Genomic DNA, 18,140 nt, shown 5'->3' with positions numbered 1-18,140 from the left:
TTTTTGGAATGAGCTATGTCTGCAACAAAACTGACCCGCCGCGAACAACGCGCCCAGGCCCAACATTTTATCGACACCCTGGAAGGCACCGCCTTTCCGAACTCAAAACGCATTTACATCACTGGCACACAACCCGGCGTGCGCGTGCCGATGCGTGAGATCCAGCTTAGCCCGACGCTAATCGGCGGCAGCAATGAACAGCCGCAGTACGAAGAAAACGAAGCGATTCCGGTCTACGACACCTCCGGTCCGTATGGCGATCCTCAGATCGCCATTAACGTGCAGCAAGGACTGGCAAAACTACGCCAGCCGTGGATCGATGCACGCGGCGATACCGAAGAACTTACCGTGCGCAGTTCCGATTACACTAAAGCACGGCTGGCAGATGATGGCCTCGACGAGCTGCGTTTTAGCGGCGTATTAACCCCAAAGCGCGCCAAAGCAGGCCACCGCGTCACACAACTGCACTACGCCCGCCAGGGCATCATCACACCGGAGATGGAATTCATCGCCATCCGCGAGAATATGGGCCGCGAGCGCATTCGTAACGAAGTTTTGTGCCACCAGCATCCGGGAATGAGCTTTGGCGCACGTCTGCCGGAAAATATCACTGCGGAATTTGTCCGTGATGAAGTCGCTGCCGGACGTGCCATTATCCCCGCCAACATCAACCATCCGGAATCGGAGCCGATGATTATTGGTCGCAACTTTCTGGTGAAGGTTAACGCCAATATCGGCAACTCGGCAGTCACCTCTTCCATCGAAGAAGAAGTGGAAAAGCTGGTATGGTCTACGCGCTGGGGGGCGGATACAGTGATGGATCTTTCCACCGGTCGCTATATTCACGAAACTCGCGAATGGATTTTGCGTAACAGCCCGGTGCCGATTGGTACAGTGCCGATCTACCAGGCGCTGGAGAAGGTTAATGGGATCGCTGAAGATCTTACCTGGGAAGCGTTCCGGGACACGCTGCTGGAACAGGCCGAGCAAGGTGTGGATTACTTCACTATCCATGCGGGCGTGCTACTGCGCTACGTGCCGATGACCGCGAAACGCCTGACCGGTATCGTCTCTCGCGGCGGTTCGATTATGGCGAAATGGTGCCTCTCCCATCATCAGGAAAATTTCCTCTATCAACACTTCCGCGAAATTTGTGAAATCTGTGCCGCTTATGATGTTTCGTTGTCCTTGGGCGACGGCCTGCGCCCCGGTTCTATTCAGGACGCCAACGATGAAGCGCAGTTTGCCGAACTACATACGCTGGGCGAACTGACCAAAATCGCCTGGGAATATGACGTGCAGGTGATGATTGAAGGTCCAGGCCACGTGCCGATGCAGATGATCCGCCGCAATATGACCGAGGAGTTAGAGCACTGCCACGAAGCACCGTTCTATACCCTCGGGCCGCTAACTACTGATATTGCGCCGGGTTATGACCACTTCACATCGGGGATTGGCGCGGCGATGATTGGCTGGTTTGGCTGCGCGATGCTCTGTTACGTAACGCCAAAAGAGCATCTGGGTCTACCTAATAAAGAAGATGTTAAGCAGGGGCTTATCACCTATAAGATTGCCGCCCACGCCGCCGACCTGGCGAAAGGGCATCCAGGCGCGCAAATTCGCGATAACGCCATGTCGAAAGCCCGCTTCGAATTTCGTTGGGAAGACCAGTTTAATCTGGCCCTCGACCCGTTTACCGCCCGCGCTTATCACGATGAAACCCTGCCACAAGAGTCCGGTAAAGTCGCCCATTTTTGCTCCATGTGTGGGCCGAAATTCTGCTCGATGAAAATCAGCCAGGAAGTGCGTGACTATGCCGCCGCGCAAACCATTGAAGTGGGAATGGCGGATATGTCGGAGAACTTCCGTGCCAGAGGTGGAGAAATCTACCTGCGTAAGGAGGAAGCGTGATGTATCAGCCTGATTTTCCTCACGTACCTTTTCGTTTAGGACTGTACCCGGTAGTGGACAGCGTACAGTGGATCGAACGTCTGTTGGATGCAGGCGTGCGTACTCTCCAGCTGCGCATCAAAGATCGGCGCGATGAAGAGGTTGAAGCCGATGTCGTGGCAGCAATTGCGCTGGGCCGCCGCTATAACGCGCGACTGTTTATCAACGATTACTGGCGGCTGGCGATTAAGCATCAGGCGTATGGCGTCCATCTGGGGCAGGAAGATTTGCAAGCCACCGATCTCAATGCCATCCGTGCAGCGGGCCTGCGGCTGGGCGTTTCGACTCATGATGATATGGAGATCGACGTCGCGCTGGCAGCACGTCCTTCTTATATCGCGCTGGGACATGTGTTCCCGACCCAAACCAAACAGATGCCTTCTGCACCGCAGGGGCTGGAACAGCTGGCACGGCACATTGAGCGCCTGGCTGATTATCCCACTGTAGCGATTGGCGGTATCAGCCTGCCGCGCGCACCTGCGGTGATGGCGACAGGTGTTGGCAGTATCGCCGTCGTCAGTGCCATTACCCAGGCCGCAGACTGGCGTTTGGCAACGGAACAGTTGCTGGAAATTGCAGGAGTTGGCGATGAATGACCGTGATTTTATGCGTTATAGCCGTCAAATCCTGCTCGACGATATTGCTCTTGACGGGCAGCAAAAACTGCTCGACAGCCAGGTGCTGATTATCGGTCTGGGTGGGTTGGGTACACCTGCTGCGCTATACCTGGCGGGAGCTGGTGTCGGGACGCTGGTACTGGCAGATGACGACGATGTGCATTTGAGCAATCTGCAACGACAAATCCTCTTTACCACTGAAGATATCGATCGCCCCAAATCGCAGGTCAGCCAACAGCGACTGACACAGTTAAATCCTGACATTCAACTGACAGCATTACAACAACGGTTAATGGGTAAGGCGTTAAAAGATGCAGTAGCACGGGCCGATGTGGTTCTCGACTGTACCGACAACATGGCGACTCGCCAGGAGATTAATGCCGCCTGCGTAGCACTTAACACACCGCTTATCACCGCCAGCGCGGTCGGATTTGGTGGTCAGTTGATGGTGCTGACACCGCCCTGGGAACAGGGGTGTTACCGCTGCCTGTGGCCGGATAACCAGGAGCCTGAACGCAACTGCCGCACGGCAGGCGTGGTTGGCCCGGTGGTCGGGGTCATGGGCACGTTACAGGCACTGGAAGCAATTAAGCTATTGAGTGGTATAGAGACCCCTGCGGGATATCTTCGACTGTTTGACGGTAAATTAAACCAATGGCGCAACCTGGCGTTGCGCCGCGCCAGCAGTTGCCCAGTATGCGGAGGAAGCAATGCAGATCCTGTTTAACGATCAACCGATGCAGTGCGTCGCCGGACTAACTGTTCACGAACTGCTGGAGCAACTCGATCAACAACAAGCAGGTGCGGCACTGGCGATTAATCAGCAAATCGTCCCGCGGGAACAATGGGCGCAACATATCGTGCAGGATGGCGACCAGATCCTGCTTTTTCAGGTTATTGCAGGGGGTTGAGATGTTACATATTGCGGACAAAACGTTTGATTCACATCTGTTTACCGGCACCGGGAAATTCGCCTCTACACAATTGATGGTGGAGGCGATCCGCGCTTCCGGCAGCCAACTGGTGACGCTGGCGATGAAACGCGTCGACTTGCGCCAACACAACGATGCTATCCTCGATCCACTTATCGCGGCGGGTGTGAGACTGCTGCCGAATACTTCTGGGGCGAAAACTGCGGAAGAAGCCATTTTCGCCGCCCATCTGGCACGTGAAGCGTTAGGCACAAACTGGCTAAAATTAGAGATTCACCCTGACGCCCGCTGGCTGTTGCCCGATCCCATCGAAACCCTGAAAGCCGCCGAAACGTTGGTGCAACAGGGATTTGTCGTGCTGCCTTACTGCGGTGCCGATCCAGTGTTGTGCAAACGTCTGGAGGAAGTGGGCTGTGCAGCAGTAATGCCGCTCGGCGCACCAATTGGCTCTAATCAGGGACTGGAAACCCGCGCCATGCTGGAGATTATTATCCAGCAAGCCACTGTTCCGGTGGTCGTTGATGCTGGCATTGGCGTTCCCAGCCATGCCGCGCAGGCGCTTGAAATGGGAGCCGATGCGGTGTTAGTGAATACGGCGATTGCCGTCGCGGACGATCCCGTCAACATGGCGAAGGCATTTCGTCTGGCGGTAGACGCCGGCCTGCTGGCACGTCAGTCCGGGCCGGGCAGTCGCAGTCATTTTGCTCATGCCACTAGCCCGCTGACCGGATTTCTGGAGGCATCGGCATGAAAACCTTCAGTGATCGCTGGCGACAACTGGACTGGGACGACATCCGCCTGCGAATCAACAGCAAAACGGCAGCTGACGTAGAGCGGGCGCTCAATGTTTCGCAACTCACTCGCGACGATATGATGGCATTGCTATCACCTGCCGCCGGTGAATACCTGGAACCACTGGCTCAACGGGCGCAGCGTCTGACCCGTCAGCGATTTGGCAACGTCGTCAGCTTCTACGTCCCGCTTTATCTTTCCAATCTTTGCGCTAACGACTGCACGTACTGCGGATTTTCCATGAGCAATCGCATCAAGCGTAAAACGCTGGATGAAGCGGATATCGCCAGGGAAAGCGCCGCTATCCGGGAGATGGGCTTTGAACATCTATTGCTGGTCACTGGTGAACATCAGGCGAAAGTGGGGATGGATTACTTTCGTCGTCATCTCCCTGTCCTGCGTGAACAGTTCTCTTCACTACAGATGGAAGTACAGCCACTGGCGGAAGCGGAATACGCCGAGTTAAAGCAACTTGGTCTGGATGGGGTGATGGTTTATCAGGAGACATATCACGAGGCGACATACGCCCACCATCATCTGAAAGGGAAAAAACAGGACTTCTTCTGGCGGCTGGAAACGCCGGATCGGCTGGGCCGTGCGGGGATAGATAAGATAGGCCTCGGCGCGCTAATCGGCCTTTCCGACAGCTGGCGCGTTGACTGCTATATGGTTGCCGAACATTTGCTATGGCTGCAACAACATTACTGGCAAAGCCGTTACTCTGTCTCCTTCCCGCGCCTGCGCCCGTGTACTGGCGGGATTGAGCCAGCGTCGATTATGGATGAACGCCAGTTAGTGCAAACTATCTGCGCCTTCCGCCTACTTGCGCCGGAGATTGAACTGTCACTCTCCACGCGGGAATCACCGTGGTTTCGCGATCGCGTTATTCCGCTGGCGATCAATAACGTCAGCGCCTTCTCGAAAACGCAACCCGGTGGCTATGCCGACAATCATCCGGAGCTGGAGCAATTCTCACCGCACGACGATCGCAGGCCGGAAGCCGTTGCTGCTGCATTAACTGCTCAGGGTTTGCAGCCGGTATGGAAAGACTGGGACAGCTATCTGGGACGTGCCTCGCAAAGGACATGAGACAGAATGTAAGAACGTAAATTTATTCCGAGCAGCTACGGAAGATGAAAAACGCAAGGTTGTTGAAAGCGTTGCGTTTTTTTATGTTAGTACCGTCAGCAGGAATGTTGTCCAGGGCGAAAAGCTTCTTCCTCGTTTCGCCCTGCCTTTCTTAATATTTCCCATGAAGAATTTGCCCTCTGAATAACACCCATAAAAAAACCCGCCGAAGCGGGTTTTTACGTTATTTGCGGATTAACGATTACTCGTTATCAGAACCGCCCAGACCTGCGTTCAGCAGTTCTGCCAGGCTGGCAGATGCGTCTTCTGCAGTCACCTGCGGTGCAGCCGGAGCTTCACCCGCAGCACGGCGACGCATACGATCCTGGTGGTACGCGTAACCGGTACCTGCCGGGATCAGACGACCTACGATAACGTTCTCTTTCAGGCCGCGCAGTTCGTCGCGTTTGCCCGCAACGGCTGCTTCGGTCAGCACGCGAGTGGTCTCCTGGAACGATGCCGCGGAGATGAAGGACTCGGTTGCCAGAGACGCTTTGGTGATACCCAGCAGATCGCGGGAGTAAGTTGCACCCACTTTGCCGTTCGCTTCCAGTTCGCGGTTTGCGATCTTGACGCGAGAGTATTCAACCTGTTCGCCTTCCAGGAAGTCGGAGCTGCCCGCGTTAACGATGGTAGCTTTACGCAGCATCTGACGAACGATAACTTCGATGTGTTTATCGTTAATCTTAACGCCCTGCAGACGGTATACGTCCTGTACTTCGTTAACGATGTAACGAGTTACAGCATGCACACCACGCAGACGCAGAATGTCATGCGGCGCTTCCGGACCATCGGAAATTACGTCACCACGTTCTACACGTTCACCTTCGAACACGTTGAGCTGACGCCATTTCGGAATCATCTCTTCGTACGGCTCGCTACCGTCTACCGGGGTGATAACCAGACGACGTTTACCTTTGGTTTCTTTACCGAAGGAAACCACACCGCTGATTTCAGCCAGGATTGCCGGCTCTTTCGGACGACGTGCTTCGAACAGGTCCGCAACGCGTGGCAGACCACCGGTGATGTCCTTGGTACCGCCAGATTCTTGCGGAATACGCGCCAGGGTGTCACCGGAGCTGATCTGTACGCCATCTTCCAGCTGAACAATCGCTTTACCCGGCAGGAAGTACTGCGCAGGCATGTCGGTACCCGGGATCAGAACGTCGTTACCCTGAGCATCAACGATTTTCAGTGCCGGACGCAGATCTTTACCACCTGCGGTACGTTCTGCGGAATCCAGAACCACCAGCGAAGACAGACCGGTCAATTCGTCGGTCTGACGAGTAATGGTCTGGCCGTCGATCATGTCAGTAAAGCGTACAAAACCGCTTACTTCGGTGATAACCGGCATGGTGTGCGGGTCCCAGTTTGCAACGGTCTCGCCGCCAGCAACCTGTTCGCCATCGCCTTTCGCCAGTACTGCACCGTAAGGCACTTTATAGCTTTCTTTGGTACGACCGAATTCGTCGATCAATTTCAGTTCGGTGTTACGGGAAGTGATAACCAGTTTGCCGCTGGAGTTCACAACCGACTTCACGTTGCTGAGCTTGATGCTACCTTTGTTTTTCACCTGGATGCTGGATTCAGCAGCCGCACGAGATGCCGCACCACCGATGTGGAACGTACGCATGGTCAGCTGTGTACCCGGTTCACCGATGGACTGTGCCGCGATAACACCGATTGCTTCACCTTTGTTGATGATGTGGCCACGCGCCAGGTCACGACCGTAGCAGTGCGCACATACACCAAAGTCGGTGTCACAAGATACAACAGAACGTACTTTTACCGCGTCGACAGAGTTCTCTTCCAGCAGGTCACACCACTGTTCGTGCAGCAGCGTGTTGCGCGGAACGAGGATATCAGCAGTACCCGGCTTCAGAACGTCTTCAGCAGTTACACGACCCAGTACGCGATCGCGCAGCGGCTCTTTAACGTCACCACCTTCGATAACCGGAGTCATCATGATACCTTCATGAGTACCACAATCGTCTTCGGTAACCACCAGGTCCTGCGCCACGTCAACCAGACGACGAGTCAGGTAACCGGAGTTCGCAGTTTTCAGTGCGGTATCCGCCAGACCTTTACGAGCACCGTGGGTTGAGATGAAGTACTGGAGTACGTTCAGACCTTCACGGAAGTTCGCGGTGATTGGCGTTTCGATGATGGAGCCATCCGGCTTCGCCATCAGACCACGCATACCCGCCAGCTGACGAATCTGTGCCGCAGAACCACGCGCACCGGAGTCGGCCATCATGTAGATGCTGTTGAAGGAAACCTGCTTCTCTTCCTGACCGTCACGGTTAATAACGGTTTCAGTTTGCAGGTTATCCATCATCGCTTTGGATACACGATCGTTCGCCGCAGCCCAGATATCGATAACTTTGTTGTAGCGTTCGCCCGCAGTTACCAGACCAGACTGGAACTGCTCCTGAATTTCAGCAACTTCTGCTTCTGCCTCGGAGATGATTTCGTGTTTCTTCTCCGGGATGACCATGTCATCGATACCAACAGATGCACCAGAACGCGCTGCATATGCAAAGCCGGTATACATGATCTGGTCCGCAAAAATAACGGTCGGTTTCAGACCGAGAATGCGGTAACAGGTGTTCAGCATTTTGGAGATTGCTTTTTTACCCAGCGCCTGGTTGACGATGGTGTAAGGCAGACCTTTCGGTACAATCATCCACAGAATGGCACGGCCAACGGTCGTATCTTTCAGACTGGTTTTCGCTACTAATTCACCGTTAGCATCTTTTTCATACTCGGTGATACGCACTTTAACGCGCGCATGCAGAGAAGCCAGACCAGAGCGATACAGACGTTCTGCTTCTTTCGGGCCAGTCAGCACCATGCCTTCGCCTTTGGCGTTAACACAGTCGCGGGTCATGTAGTACAGACCCAGTACAACGTCCTGAGACGGAACGATGATTGGTTCGCCGTTCGCCGGGGACAGGATGTTGTTGGTAGACATCATCAGCGCACGCGCTTCCAGCTGGGCTTCCAGCGTCAGCGGTACGTGAACAGCCATCTGGTCACCATCGAAGTCGGCGTTATATGCCGCACAAACCAGCGGGTGCAGCTGGATAGCTTTACCTTCGATCAGTACCGGTTCAAATGCCTGGATACCCAGACGGTGCAGAGTCGGTGCACGGTTCAGCAGTACCGGGTGTTCGCGGATAACTTCGTCCAGGATATCCCAAACGACAGCTTCTTCGCGCTCAACCATTTTCTTCGCAGCTTTAATGGTGGTAGCAAGACCACGCAGTTCCAGCTTGCCGTAGATGAACGGTTTGAACAGTTCCAGTGCCATTTTCTTCGGCAGACCGCACTGATGCAGACGCAGGTATGGACCTACGGTGATTACAGAACGACCGGAGTAGTCAACACGCTTACCGAGCAGGTTCTGACGGAAACGACCCTGTTTACCTTTGATCATGTCGGCCAAAGATTTCAGAGGACGCTTGTTAGAACCAGTGATCGCACGACCGCGACGACCGTTATCCAGCAGGGCGTCTACCGCTTCCTGCAGCATACGTTTTTCGTTACGTACGATGATGTCCGGCGCAGCCAGATCCAGCAGACGTTTCAGACGGTTGTTACGGTTAATGACGCGACGATACAGATCGTTCAGGTCAGAAGTCGCGAAACGACCACCATCCAGCGGAACCAGCGGACGCAGATCTGGCGGCAGTACCGGCAGAACGGTCAGGATCATCCACTCTGGTTTGTTACCAGACTGAACGAACGCTTCCAGCAGTTTGATACGCTTGGTCAGCTTCTTACGCTTAGTTTCGGAGTTGGTTTCGTTCAGCTCTTCACGCAGCTGTTCGCACTCTTGCTCCAGATCCATGCTCTTCAGCAGAGCCTGGATTGCTTCCGCACCCATTTTCGCGTCGAATTCGTCACCGAACTCTTCCAGCGCATCCAGATACTGCTCTTCAGTCAGGATCTGCTGACGTTCCAGGTTGGTCATACCGCCTTCGATAACCACATAGGATTCGAAGTACAGTACGCGTTCGATATCGCGCAGCGGCATATCGAGCAGCAGGCCGATACGGGACGGCAGTGATTTCAGGAACCAAATGTGCGCGGTCGGGGAAGCCAGTTCGATGTGGCCCATACGCTCACGGCGTACTTTAGTCTGGGTCACTTCAACGCCGCACTTCTCACAGATGACGCCACGGTGTTTCAGGCGCTTGTACTTACCGCACAGGCACTCGTAATCTTTTACCGGCCCAAAGATACGGGCGCAGAAAAGGCCGTCACGTTCTGGTTTGAACGTACGGTAGTTGATGGTTTCCGGCTTTTTAACTTCACCGAAAGACCATGAACGGATCATGTCTGGCGAAGCCAGAGCAATTTTGATCGCATCAAACTCTTCGGTTTTAGTCTGCGCTTTCAGAAACTTTAATAAATCTTTCACGGATTTGCTCCCGTCGGAGTTAGCACAATCCGCTGCCGGGTTTTACCCCGACAGCAGTGACCTGTTTGAGCGAGAATTACTCGTCTTCCAGTTCGATGTTGATACCCAGCGAACGAATCTCTTTCAACAATACGTTGAAGGATTCTGGCATGCCCGGCTCCATCTGATGGTTGCCGTCCACGATGTTTTTATACATCTTGGTACGACCGTTCACGTCATCAGACTTAACGGTGAGCATTTCCTGCAGGGTGTATGCTGCGCCGTATGCTTCCAGCGCCCACACTTCCATCTCCCCGAAACGCTGACCACCGAACTGTGCCTTACCACCCAGCGGCTGCTGAGTAACCAGGCTGTAAGAACCGGTGGAACGCGCGTGCATCTTGTCGTCGACCAGGTGGTTCAGTTTCAGCATGTACATGTAACCCACGGTTACCGGACGTTCGAACTGTTCACCAGTGCGACCGTCGTACAGGCGGATCTGACCAGAAGTCGGCAGGTCGCCAAGTTTCAGCAGTTCTTTAATTTCTGCTTCTTTCGCACCGTCGAAGACCGGCGTTGCGATTGGCATACCTTTGCGCAGGTTTTCAGCCAGACGCATAACTTCTTCATCGCTGAAGGTACTCAGGTCAACTTTCTGACGAACGTCAGCGCCCAGATCGTATGCACGCTGGATGAATTCGCGCAGTTTCGCGACTTCTTGCTGCTGTTTCAGCATGGCGTTGATCTTGTCGCCGATACCTTTCGCAGCCATACCCAGGTGGGTTTCGAGGATCTGACCGATGTTCATACGAGACGGTACGCCCAGCGGGTTCAGTACGATGTCTACCGGCGTACCGTTTTCATCGTAAGGCATATCTTCGATCGGGTTGATCTTAGAAATTACACCCTTGTTACCGTGACGACCTGCCATCTTGTCACCAGGCTGGATACGGCGTTTAACCGCCAGATATACCTTAACAATCTTCAGCACGCCCGGTGCCAGATCGTCGCCCTGGGTGATTTTGCGGCGTTTCGCTTCGAGTTTCTTCTCGAACTCGTGTTTCAGTTCGTCATACTGCTCAGCCAGCTGTTCCAGCTGATTTTGTTTCTCTTCGTCGGTCAGGCCCAGCTCCAGCCAGCGATCGCGCGGCAGTTTGTCGAGCTTCTCAGCTTCAACGCCACCGGCTACCAGCACAGCACGGATACGGCTGAACAGACCCGCTTCGAGGATCTGCAGTTCTTCAGACAGGTCTTTCTTCGCCTGTTTGAGCTGCATTTCTTCGATTTCCAGCGCACGTTTGTCTTTTTCTACGCCATCGCGAGTAAAGACCTGAACGTCGATAACCGTACCGGATACACCGTTTGGTACGCGCAGAGAAGAGTCTTTAACGTCAGACGCTTTCTCACCGAAGATCGCACGCAGCAGTTTTTCTTCTGGGGTCAGCTGAGTTTCACCTTTCGGCGTTACCTTACCAACCAGAATGTCGCCACCGGTTACTTCCGCACCAATGTAAACGATACCGGATTCATCCAGTTTGGAGAGCGCAGCTTCACCCACGTTCGGGATGTCAGCGGTGATCTCTTCTGGCCCCAGCTTGGTGTCACGGGACACACATGCCAGTTCCTGAATGTGGATGGTGGTGAAACGGTCTTCCTGAACAACACGCTCGGATACGAGGATGGAGTCTTCGAAGTTGTAACCATTCCACGGCATGAACGCTACGCGCATGTTCTGACCGAGCGCCAGTTCACCGAGGTCGGTGGACGGACCGTCTGCCAGCACGTCGCCGCGCTCTACCGGTTCACCCAGAGACACACACGGCATCTGGTTGATACAGGTGTTCTGGTTAGAACGGGTGTATTTGGTCAGGTTGTAGATGTCGATACCCGCTTCGCCCGGATACATCTCGTCTTCGTTAACTTTAATAACGATACGGGAAGCATCCACGTACTGAACGACACCACCACGTTTAGCAACCGCAGTTACACCGGAGTCAACGGCAACAGCACGTTCCATACCCGTACCAACCAGCGGCTTATCAGCTCGCAGAGTCGGAACGGCCTGACGTTGCATGTTCGCACCCATCAATGCACGGTTGGCGTCATCGTGTTCAAGGAACGGGATCAGGGACGCACCGACGGATACCACCTGCTGGGTGGATACGTCCATGTAGTCAACCTGGTCGCGGCTGAACAAGCTGGATTCGCCTTTGCTACGGCAAGTTACCAGGTCTTCTACGAAGTGGCCTTCTTCATCCAGGTTGGAGTTCGCCTGGGCGATAACGTAGTTGCCTTCTTCGATAGCAGACAGGTAGTGAATTTCGTCGGTTACAACACCGTCGATCACTTTACGGTACGGCGTCTCAAGGAAGCCATATTCGTTAGTCTGTGCGTACACGGACAGGGAGTTGATCAGACCGATGTTCGGGCCTTCAGGAGTTTCGATTGGACATACGCGACCGTAGTGAGTCGGGTGTACGTCTCGAACTTCGAAGCCTGCACGTTCACGGGTCAGACCGCCTGGGCCGAGTGCGGAGATACGACGCTTGTGCGTAATCTCAGACAGCGGGTTGTTCTGGTCCATAAACTGAGACAGCTGGCTGGAACCAAAGAACTCTTTCACTGCTGCGGAAATCGGTTTGGCGTTGATCATATCCTGAGGCATCAGGGTATCCAGATCGCCCAGAGACAAACGCTCTTTCACCGCACGCTCTACACGTACCAGGCCAACGCGGAACTGGTTTTCCGCCATTTCGCCAACGGAACGGATACGACGGTTACCGAGGTGGTCGATATCATCGACTTCGCCTTTACCGTTACGGATATCGATGAGCTTTTTCATAACATCAATGATGTCGTCTTTGCTCAGGATACCGGAACCTTCGATTTCGTCGCGCAGCAGAGAACGGTTGAACTTCATACGACCAACCGCAGACAAGTCATAGCGGTCTTCGGAGAAGAACAGGTTCTCGAACAGGCTTTCAGCGGCTTCACGAGTCGGCGGCTCGCCAGGGCGCATCATGCGGTAGATTTCTACCAGTGCGCTCAGACGATCGTTAGTTGGGTCGACACGTAAGGTTTCAGAGATATACGGGCCGTGATCCAGATCGTTGGTGAACAGCGTTTCGATACGCTTGTGACCAGACTGGCTCAGCTTAGCCAGTAGATCCAGGCTCAGCTCCATGTTCGCTGCGCAGATCAGCTCGCCGGTAGACTCATCAATGTAGTCTTTAGCAACCACTTTACCTGCGATGTACTCAACCGGGACTTCGATCAGTTTGACGTCGTCTTTTTCCAGCTGGCGAATGTGGCGCGCAGTAATACGGCGGCCTTTTTCTACGTACACTTTACCGTTAGCTTCGATGTCAAAAGATGCGGTTTCACCACGCAGGCGTTCCGGCACCAGTTCCATCTGCAGCTTGTTATCACGGATTTCAAAGATAACTTTTTCAAAGAACAGGTCGAGGATCTGCTCTGTGGTGTAGTTCAGGGCACGCAGAATGATGGTCGCAGGCAGTTTACGGCGACGGTCGATACGTACGAACAGGTTGTCCTTCGGATCGAATTCGAAGTCCAGCCAGGAACCACGGTAAGGGATGATGCGCGCGTTATACAGCACTTTACCCGAAGAGTGGGTTTTACCTTTGTCGGAGTCAAAGAAGACGCCCGGACTACGGTGCAGCTGGGAAACGATAACACGCTCAGTACCGTTGATAACAAAGGTACCGTTGTCCGTCATGAGCGGAATTTCGCCCATGTAGACTTCTTGTTCTTTAATGTCTTTTACGGTGCCTTCCGGCGCTTCGCGCTCATAGATCACCAGACGCAGTTTAACGCGCAGCGGTGCGGAATAGGTCACGCCACGGATTTGACATTCCTGGACGTCAAACACCGGTTCGCCAAGGCGGTAGCTGACGTATTGCAGCTCGGAATTACCGCTGTAGCTCTGAATCGGGAATACGGAACGGAAAGCAGCTTCCAGACCATACTGCCCTTCAGGATCTTGCTCGATAAATTTCTGAAACGAGTCAAGCTGGATAGAAAGGAGATAAGGTACATCCAGAACTTGTGGACGTTTACCAAAATCCTTACGAATACGTTTTTTCTCGGTATAGGAGTAAACCATAGGGTTCCTCAGCTCGCTGACAAGTCGACCCATCTGTCCATTGAGCGGACAGTTTGTGCAACACTATTTTGTTGACCGGAAAATGGAACACTTTCCGCAATGCCTGTTGCTATCACGCTTAAACCATTTCATTGCGATTTACACAGAACGGGCGTCCTGTCGCAGTATATTAAGTCGTCGATAGAAACAAGCATTGAAAGGCACAGCAGTAGTCAAACAGTGTGAAACGCTACTGGCGCCTTACAGCGCAAAAAGGCTGGTGACTAAAAAGTCACCAGCCATCAGCCTGATTTCTCAGGCTGCAACCGGAAGGGTTGGCTTATTTAACTTCAACTTCAGCGCCAGCTTCTTCCAGAGCTTTTTTCAGTGCTTCTGCGTCGTCTTTGCTCACGCCTTCTTTCAGAGCAGCCGGTGCAGATTCTACCAGGTCTTTAGCTTCTTTCAGACCCAGGCCAGTTGCGCCACGTACTGCTTTGATAACAGCAACTTTGTTAGCGCCAGCAGCTTTCAGAATTACGTCGAATTCAGTTTTTTCTTCAGCAGCTTCAACCGGGCCAGCAGCTACAGCTACAGCAGCAGCAGCGGAAACACCGAATTTTTCTTCCATTGCAGAGATCAGTTCTACAACGTCCATTACAGACATAGCTGCAACTGCTTCAATGATTTGATCTTTAGTGATAGACATTTAAATTGTTCCTGAATATCAGAATAAGTTTATACGTAAGCGAATGCGTTAAAAAGATAACTGCGATTAAGCAGCTTCTTTCGCATCGCGTACAGCAGCCAGAGTACGAACCAGTTTGCCAGCCGAAGCTTCTTTCATGGTTGCCATCAGGCGTGCAATTGCTTCTTCGTAGGTCGGCAGAGTTGCCAGGCGGTCGATCTGAGACGCCGGGATCAGCTCACCTTCAAAGGCAGCGGCTTTGACCTCAAATTTTGCATTCGCTTTCGCGAACTCTTTGAACAGACGAGCAGCTGCGCCCGGGTGTTCCATAGAGTATGCAATCAGGGTCGGACCAACAAACGCGTCTTTCAGGCACTCGAACGGAGTACCTTCAACAGCACGGCGCAGCAGGGTGTTACGAACAACACGCATGTATACGCCAGCTTCGCGACCTGCTTTACGCAGTTCAGTCATTTTATCTACAGTTACGCCACGGGAATCCGCAACTACTGCAGACAGCGCGCCTTTGGCTACTTCGCTGACTTCAGCAACAATCGCTTGTTTGTCTTGAAGATTTAAAGCCATTAGCTTTGCTCCTGGATGTTTGCCAGAGAAAATCTCTGGAACTCACTTCACTCCTCCAAACGGAGAGAGCGTCTTAATTACGGTGAGCAGAAACAAGCCAGAATATAAAAGAATAATCTTAGCGTTCTGTCACCGTCTACGCAGGGGATTAAGTTTCTTGCGAAACTCCTGCGGTCTTCGACGGAGGCCTGGATAGGCCAGGCTCCAACGAACAAATCTTTTCTATCCGTCGCTATTCAGCTTGTAGCGGCGTTGGCTTCCTTCGTTCGCACCAGTCACATAGTTAGCTATGCTCCTGGCGACTCACTCAGTTGCCGCCTTGCTACAACCCGAATATCTCGGATATACGTCTGCATTAAGCATTATACGTGGGGGTAAGATTGTAGACAAAATCACCGCCCACGTAAAGGCATTAGTTTACAGAAGCGCTCAGGCCAGCCTGGTCAACTGCAACACCTGCACCCATGGTGGTGGAGATGCTAACTTTCTTGATGTACACGCCTTTAGCCTGAGTCGGTTTTGCTTTTTTCAGCGCAACCAGCAGAGCTTCCAGGTTTTCTTTCAGTTTGTCAGCGTCAAAGTCCACTTTACCGATGGTGGTGTGGATGATGCCGTTTTTGTCGTTACGGTAACGAATCTGGCCAGCTTTAGCGTTTTTAACCGCTTCAGCAACGTTCGGCGTTACAGTACCCACTTTCGGGTTTGGCATCAGGCCGCGCGGACCCAGAACCTGGCCCAGCTGGCCAACAACGCGCATTGCATCCGGAGAAGCAATAACAACGTCAAAGTTCATTTCGCCTTTCTTGATCTGGTCAGCCAGATCTTCCATACCTACCAGTTCAGCGCCTGCAGCTTTAGCAGCTTCAGCGTTTGCACCCTGGGTAAATACGGCTACGCGAACGGAACGGCCAGTACCGTGCGGCAGTACAGTTGCACCACGTACGTTCTGGTCAGATTTACGAGCGTCGATGCCGAGGTTAACAGCAACGTCCACGCTTTCTACGAATTTAGCAGTCGCCAGCTCTTTCAGCAGAGCGATAGCTTCGTTGATGTCGTATTGTTTGGTCGCATCAACTTTCTCGCGGATAACACGCATGCGCTTGGTCAGTTTAGCCATTTCTTAGTCCTCCACTACCAGGCCCATGGAACGTGCAGTACCTTCGATGGAGCGAGTCATCGCTTCAATGTCGGCACCAGTCATGTCGGCAGCTTTGGTCTGCGCGATTTCCTGCAGCTGAGCGCGGGAAATTTTACCCACTTTGTCTTTGTTCGGCTTACCGGAACCAGACTTGATACCAGCCGCTTTTTTCAGCAGAACTGCTGCCGGCGGAGTCTTGGTAACGAAAGTGAAAGAACGGTCAGCGTAAACGGTGATTACTACCGGAATCGGCAGACCTTTTTCGATGGAATCAGTTTTTGCGTTGAACGCTTTGCAGAATTCCATGATGTTTACGCCCTGCTGACCCAGAGCCGGACCTACTGGCGGACTCGGGTTAGCCATACCAGCTGCAACCTGCAGCTTGACATAGGCTTGTACTTTCTTAGCCATTATAAATTCCTCAAGTTGGGTAATAACGCCTCTGAGAGGCTCCCCGTGATATAAAAAATCGTTTTACGGGCAAGGCCCATAAAAACAAAAGGCGCGAAATTGTATTCCAATCTCGCGCCTTGTGCAACGATTAAATCGCCGCTTTTTTGATCGCTGGGTTAGGCTTTTTCAACCTGGCTGAAGTCCAGCTCTACCGGGGTCGCACGACCGAAGATAGAAACAGACACTTTCAGACGAGATTTCTCGTAATCAACTTCTTCAACAACACCGTTGAAGTCAGCGAACGGACCATCATTAACACGAACCATTTCACCCGGTTCAAACAGCGTTTTCGGACGCGGCTTATCGCCAACCTGCTGCAGGCGATTCATAATCGCATCCACTTCTTTATCGCTGATTGGCGCAGGACGATCGGAAGTACCGCCGATGAAGCCCATCACACGCGGTACGCTGCGCACCAGGTGCCAGCTCGCGTCGTTCATCACCATCTGAACGAGGACGTAGCCAGGGAAGAATTTGCGTTCGCTTTTGCGACGCTGTCCGCCACGGATTTCAACCACTTCTTCGGTTGGTACCATGACTTCACCAAACAAATCTTCCATGTTATGTAATTTGATATGCTCACGTAGCGACGTTGCTACGCGGCCTTCAAAACCGGAAAACGCCTGAACGACGTACCAGCGCTTTTTAGGAGCTTCAGACATCTCAGAACCTCAGGCCAGTGATAAAGGATACCAGGCGAACCAGAATACCATCCAGTCCCCACAGGATCAGTGACATTACTGCGGTAACCGCAGCCACAATCAGCGTGGTGTGCAATGTTTCCTGGCGAGTCGGCCAAATGACCTTACGGACTTCGGTACGCGCTTCACGGGCAAAAGCAACGGTAGCTTTACCTTTTGTCGTTAACAGCGCGACACCACCCGCTGCAGCAATCAGAATTACTACGGCCAGCGCACGCAGCGGCAGCATAATGTCGCGATAAAGATAGTTGCCGACAATCGCCACCAGGAGCAATGCCACCACAACGACCCACTTCATCGCTTCCAGGCCGCGCCCGCTTCCTTGAGCTTCGGTATTCGCACTCATAAACCAACCTGTCAGAAGTATTCTACAAACATTTTCACCCCGCGATCGCGAGGCAAACCAAATCGAAACGCGTATTAGCTTTTCGGATTATACGCCCTCAACAGAGCCTGTCTCAGCAATGATTATGACAAAGAAAATCACTGATGAGCCAGGTTCTGGTACGAAAGCGTGCAAAAAGGGCATCAAATGATGCCCTTTTAGTGCGCATTGCGTCAAATGTTATCGGCAATTAGCTCAGAACTTTTGCTACAACGCCCGCGCCAACGGTACGGCCGCCTTCACGGATTGCGAAACGCAGACCGT

At 53.0% G+C, this 18,140-nt stretch carries 15 protein-coding genes; 6 read left to right on the top strand and 9 right to left on the bottom strand.

Annotation, left to right across the window (positions count from 1 at the left end):
• The first annotated feature begins 15 nt into the window (after positions 1–15).
• From thiC to thiH, 6 genes are read left to right on the top strand one after another with little or no spacing between them, the layout of a single operon-like run.
• Positions 16–1,911, top strand: coding sequence for a phosphomethylpyrimidine synthase ThiC (gene thiC, locus HEN33_RS19300; protein WP_105277818.1), 1,896 nt, complete (start codon positions 16–18; stop codon positions 1,909–1,911).
• Positions 1,911–2,546, top strand: coding sequence for a thiamine phosphate synthase (gene thiE, locus HEN33_RS19295; protein ID WP_105277819.1), 636 nt, complete (start codon positions 1,911–1,913; stop codon positions 2,544–2,546). Before thiC ends, thiE begins: the two co-directional genes overlap by 1 nt.
• A complete protein-coding gene (thiF, locus tag HEN33_RS19290; protein WP_176263791.1) occupies positions 2,539–3,294 on the top strand; it encodes a thiazole biosynthesis adenylyltransferase ThiF in 756 nt (251 codons plus the stop codon). The genes thiE and thiF overlap by 8 nt, the downstream gene beginning before the upstream one ends.
• Positions 3,278–3,478, top strand: coding sequence for a sulfur carrier protein ThiS (gene thiS, locus HEN33_RS19285; RefSeq protein ID WP_001166248.1), 201 nt, complete (start codon positions 3,278–3,280; stop codon positions 3,476–3,478). The genes thiF and thiS overlap by 17 nt, the downstream gene beginning before the upstream one ends.
• Position 3,479: 1 nt before the next feature.
• On the top strand, positions 3,480–4,250 hold the full coding sequence (thiG, locus tag HEN33_RS19280) for a thiazole synthase (RefSeq protein ID WP_176263792.1): 771 nt from the start codon (positions 3,480–3,482) through the stop codon (positions 4,248–4,250).
• The gene (gene thiH, locus HEN33_RS19275) at positions 4,247–5,380 is read left to right on the top strand and encodes a 2-iminoacetate synthase ThiH (RefSeq protein WP_000847478.1); all 1,134 of its coding nucleotides are present in this window, start codon (positions 4,247–4,249) and stop codon (positions 5,378–5,380) included. Before thiG ends, thiH begins: the two co-directional genes overlap by 4 nt.
• 241 nt (positions 5,381–5,621) lie before the next feature.
• On the opposite strand, the gene rpoC is transcribed toward thiH, so the two are convergent.
• The 9 genes from rpoC to HEN33_RS19230 all read right to left on the bottom strand — a co-directional run.
• Positions 5,622–9,845 (bottom strand): DNA-directed RNA polymerase subunit beta', encoded by a 4,224-nt coding sequence (rpoC, locus tag HEN33_RS19270; RefSeq protein WP_176263793.1) that lies wholly within the window; start codon positions 9,843–9,845, stop codon positions 5,622–5,624.
• A 76-nt stretch (positions 9,846–9,921) separates the two neighbouring features.
• Positions 9,922–13,950 (bottom strand): DNA-directed RNA polymerase subunit beta, encoded by a 4,029-nt coding sequence (gene rpoB / locus HEN33_RS19265; RefSeq protein WP_001353730.1) that lies wholly within the window; start codon positions 13,948–13,950, stop codon positions 9,922–9,924.
• A 319-nt stretch (positions 13,951–14,269) separates the two neighbouring features.
• On the bottom strand, positions 14,270–14,635 hold the full coding sequence (gene rplL / locus HEN33_RS19260; protein ID WP_000028878.1) for a 50S ribosomal protein L7/L12: 366 nt from the start codon (positions 14,633–14,635) through the stop codon (positions 14,270–14,272).
• A 66-nt stretch (positions 14,636–14,701) separates the two neighbouring features.
• Complete coding sequence (gene rplJ, locus HEN33_RS19255; protein ID WP_001207201.1) at positions 14,702–15,199, bottom strand: 50S ribosomal protein L10; 498 nt, start codon at positions 15,197–15,199, stop codon at positions 14,702–14,704.
• Positions 15,200–15,611: 412 nt separating this feature from the next.
• Positions 15,612–16,316 carry a 50S ribosomal protein L1 gene (rplA, locus tag HEN33_RS19250; RefSeq protein WP_001096680.1) on the bottom strand — a complete coding sequence of 235 codons (705 nt, stop codon included), beginning with the start codon at positions 16,314–16,316 and terminating at the stop codon, positions 15,612–15,614.
• 3 nt (positions 16,317–16,319) lie between these two features.
• Positions 16,320–16,748, bottom strand: coding sequence for a 50S ribosomal protein L11 (rplK, locus tag HEN33_RS19245; protein WP_001085926.1), 429 nt, complete (start codon positions 16,746–16,748; stop codon positions 16,320–16,322).
• A gap of 158 nt (positions 16,749–16,906) precedes the next feature.
• Positions 16,907–17,452 (bottom strand): transcription termination/antitermination protein NusG, encoded by a 546-nt coding sequence (nusG, locus tag HEN33_RS19240; RefSeq protein WP_001287516.1) that lies wholly within the window; start codon positions 17,450–17,452, stop codon positions 16,907–16,909.
• Position 17,453: 1 nt separating this feature from the next.
• A complete protein-coding gene (gene secE / locus HEN33_RS19235; protein WP_001275702.1) occupies positions 17,454–17,837 on the bottom strand; it encodes a preprotein translocase subunit SecE in 384 nt (127 codons plus the stop codon).
• Positions 17,838–18,066: 229 nt separating this feature from the next.
• Positions 18,067–18,140 (bottom strand): EF-Tu C-terminal domain-related protein (locus HEN33_RS19230; RefSeq protein WP_001363156.1); only part of this gene is annotated, 74 nt, incomplete at its 5' end.

The organism is Escherichia sp. 94.0001 (assembly GCF_013369155.2).
Taxonomy (GTDB): Bacteria; Pseudomonadota; Gammaproteobacteria; order Enterobacterales; family Enterobacteriaceae; genus Escherichia; species Escherichia coli_F.
The sequence above is the reverse complement of the archived record's forward strand: the minus strand, read 5'-3'. Positions and strand labels throughout refer to the sequence as shown.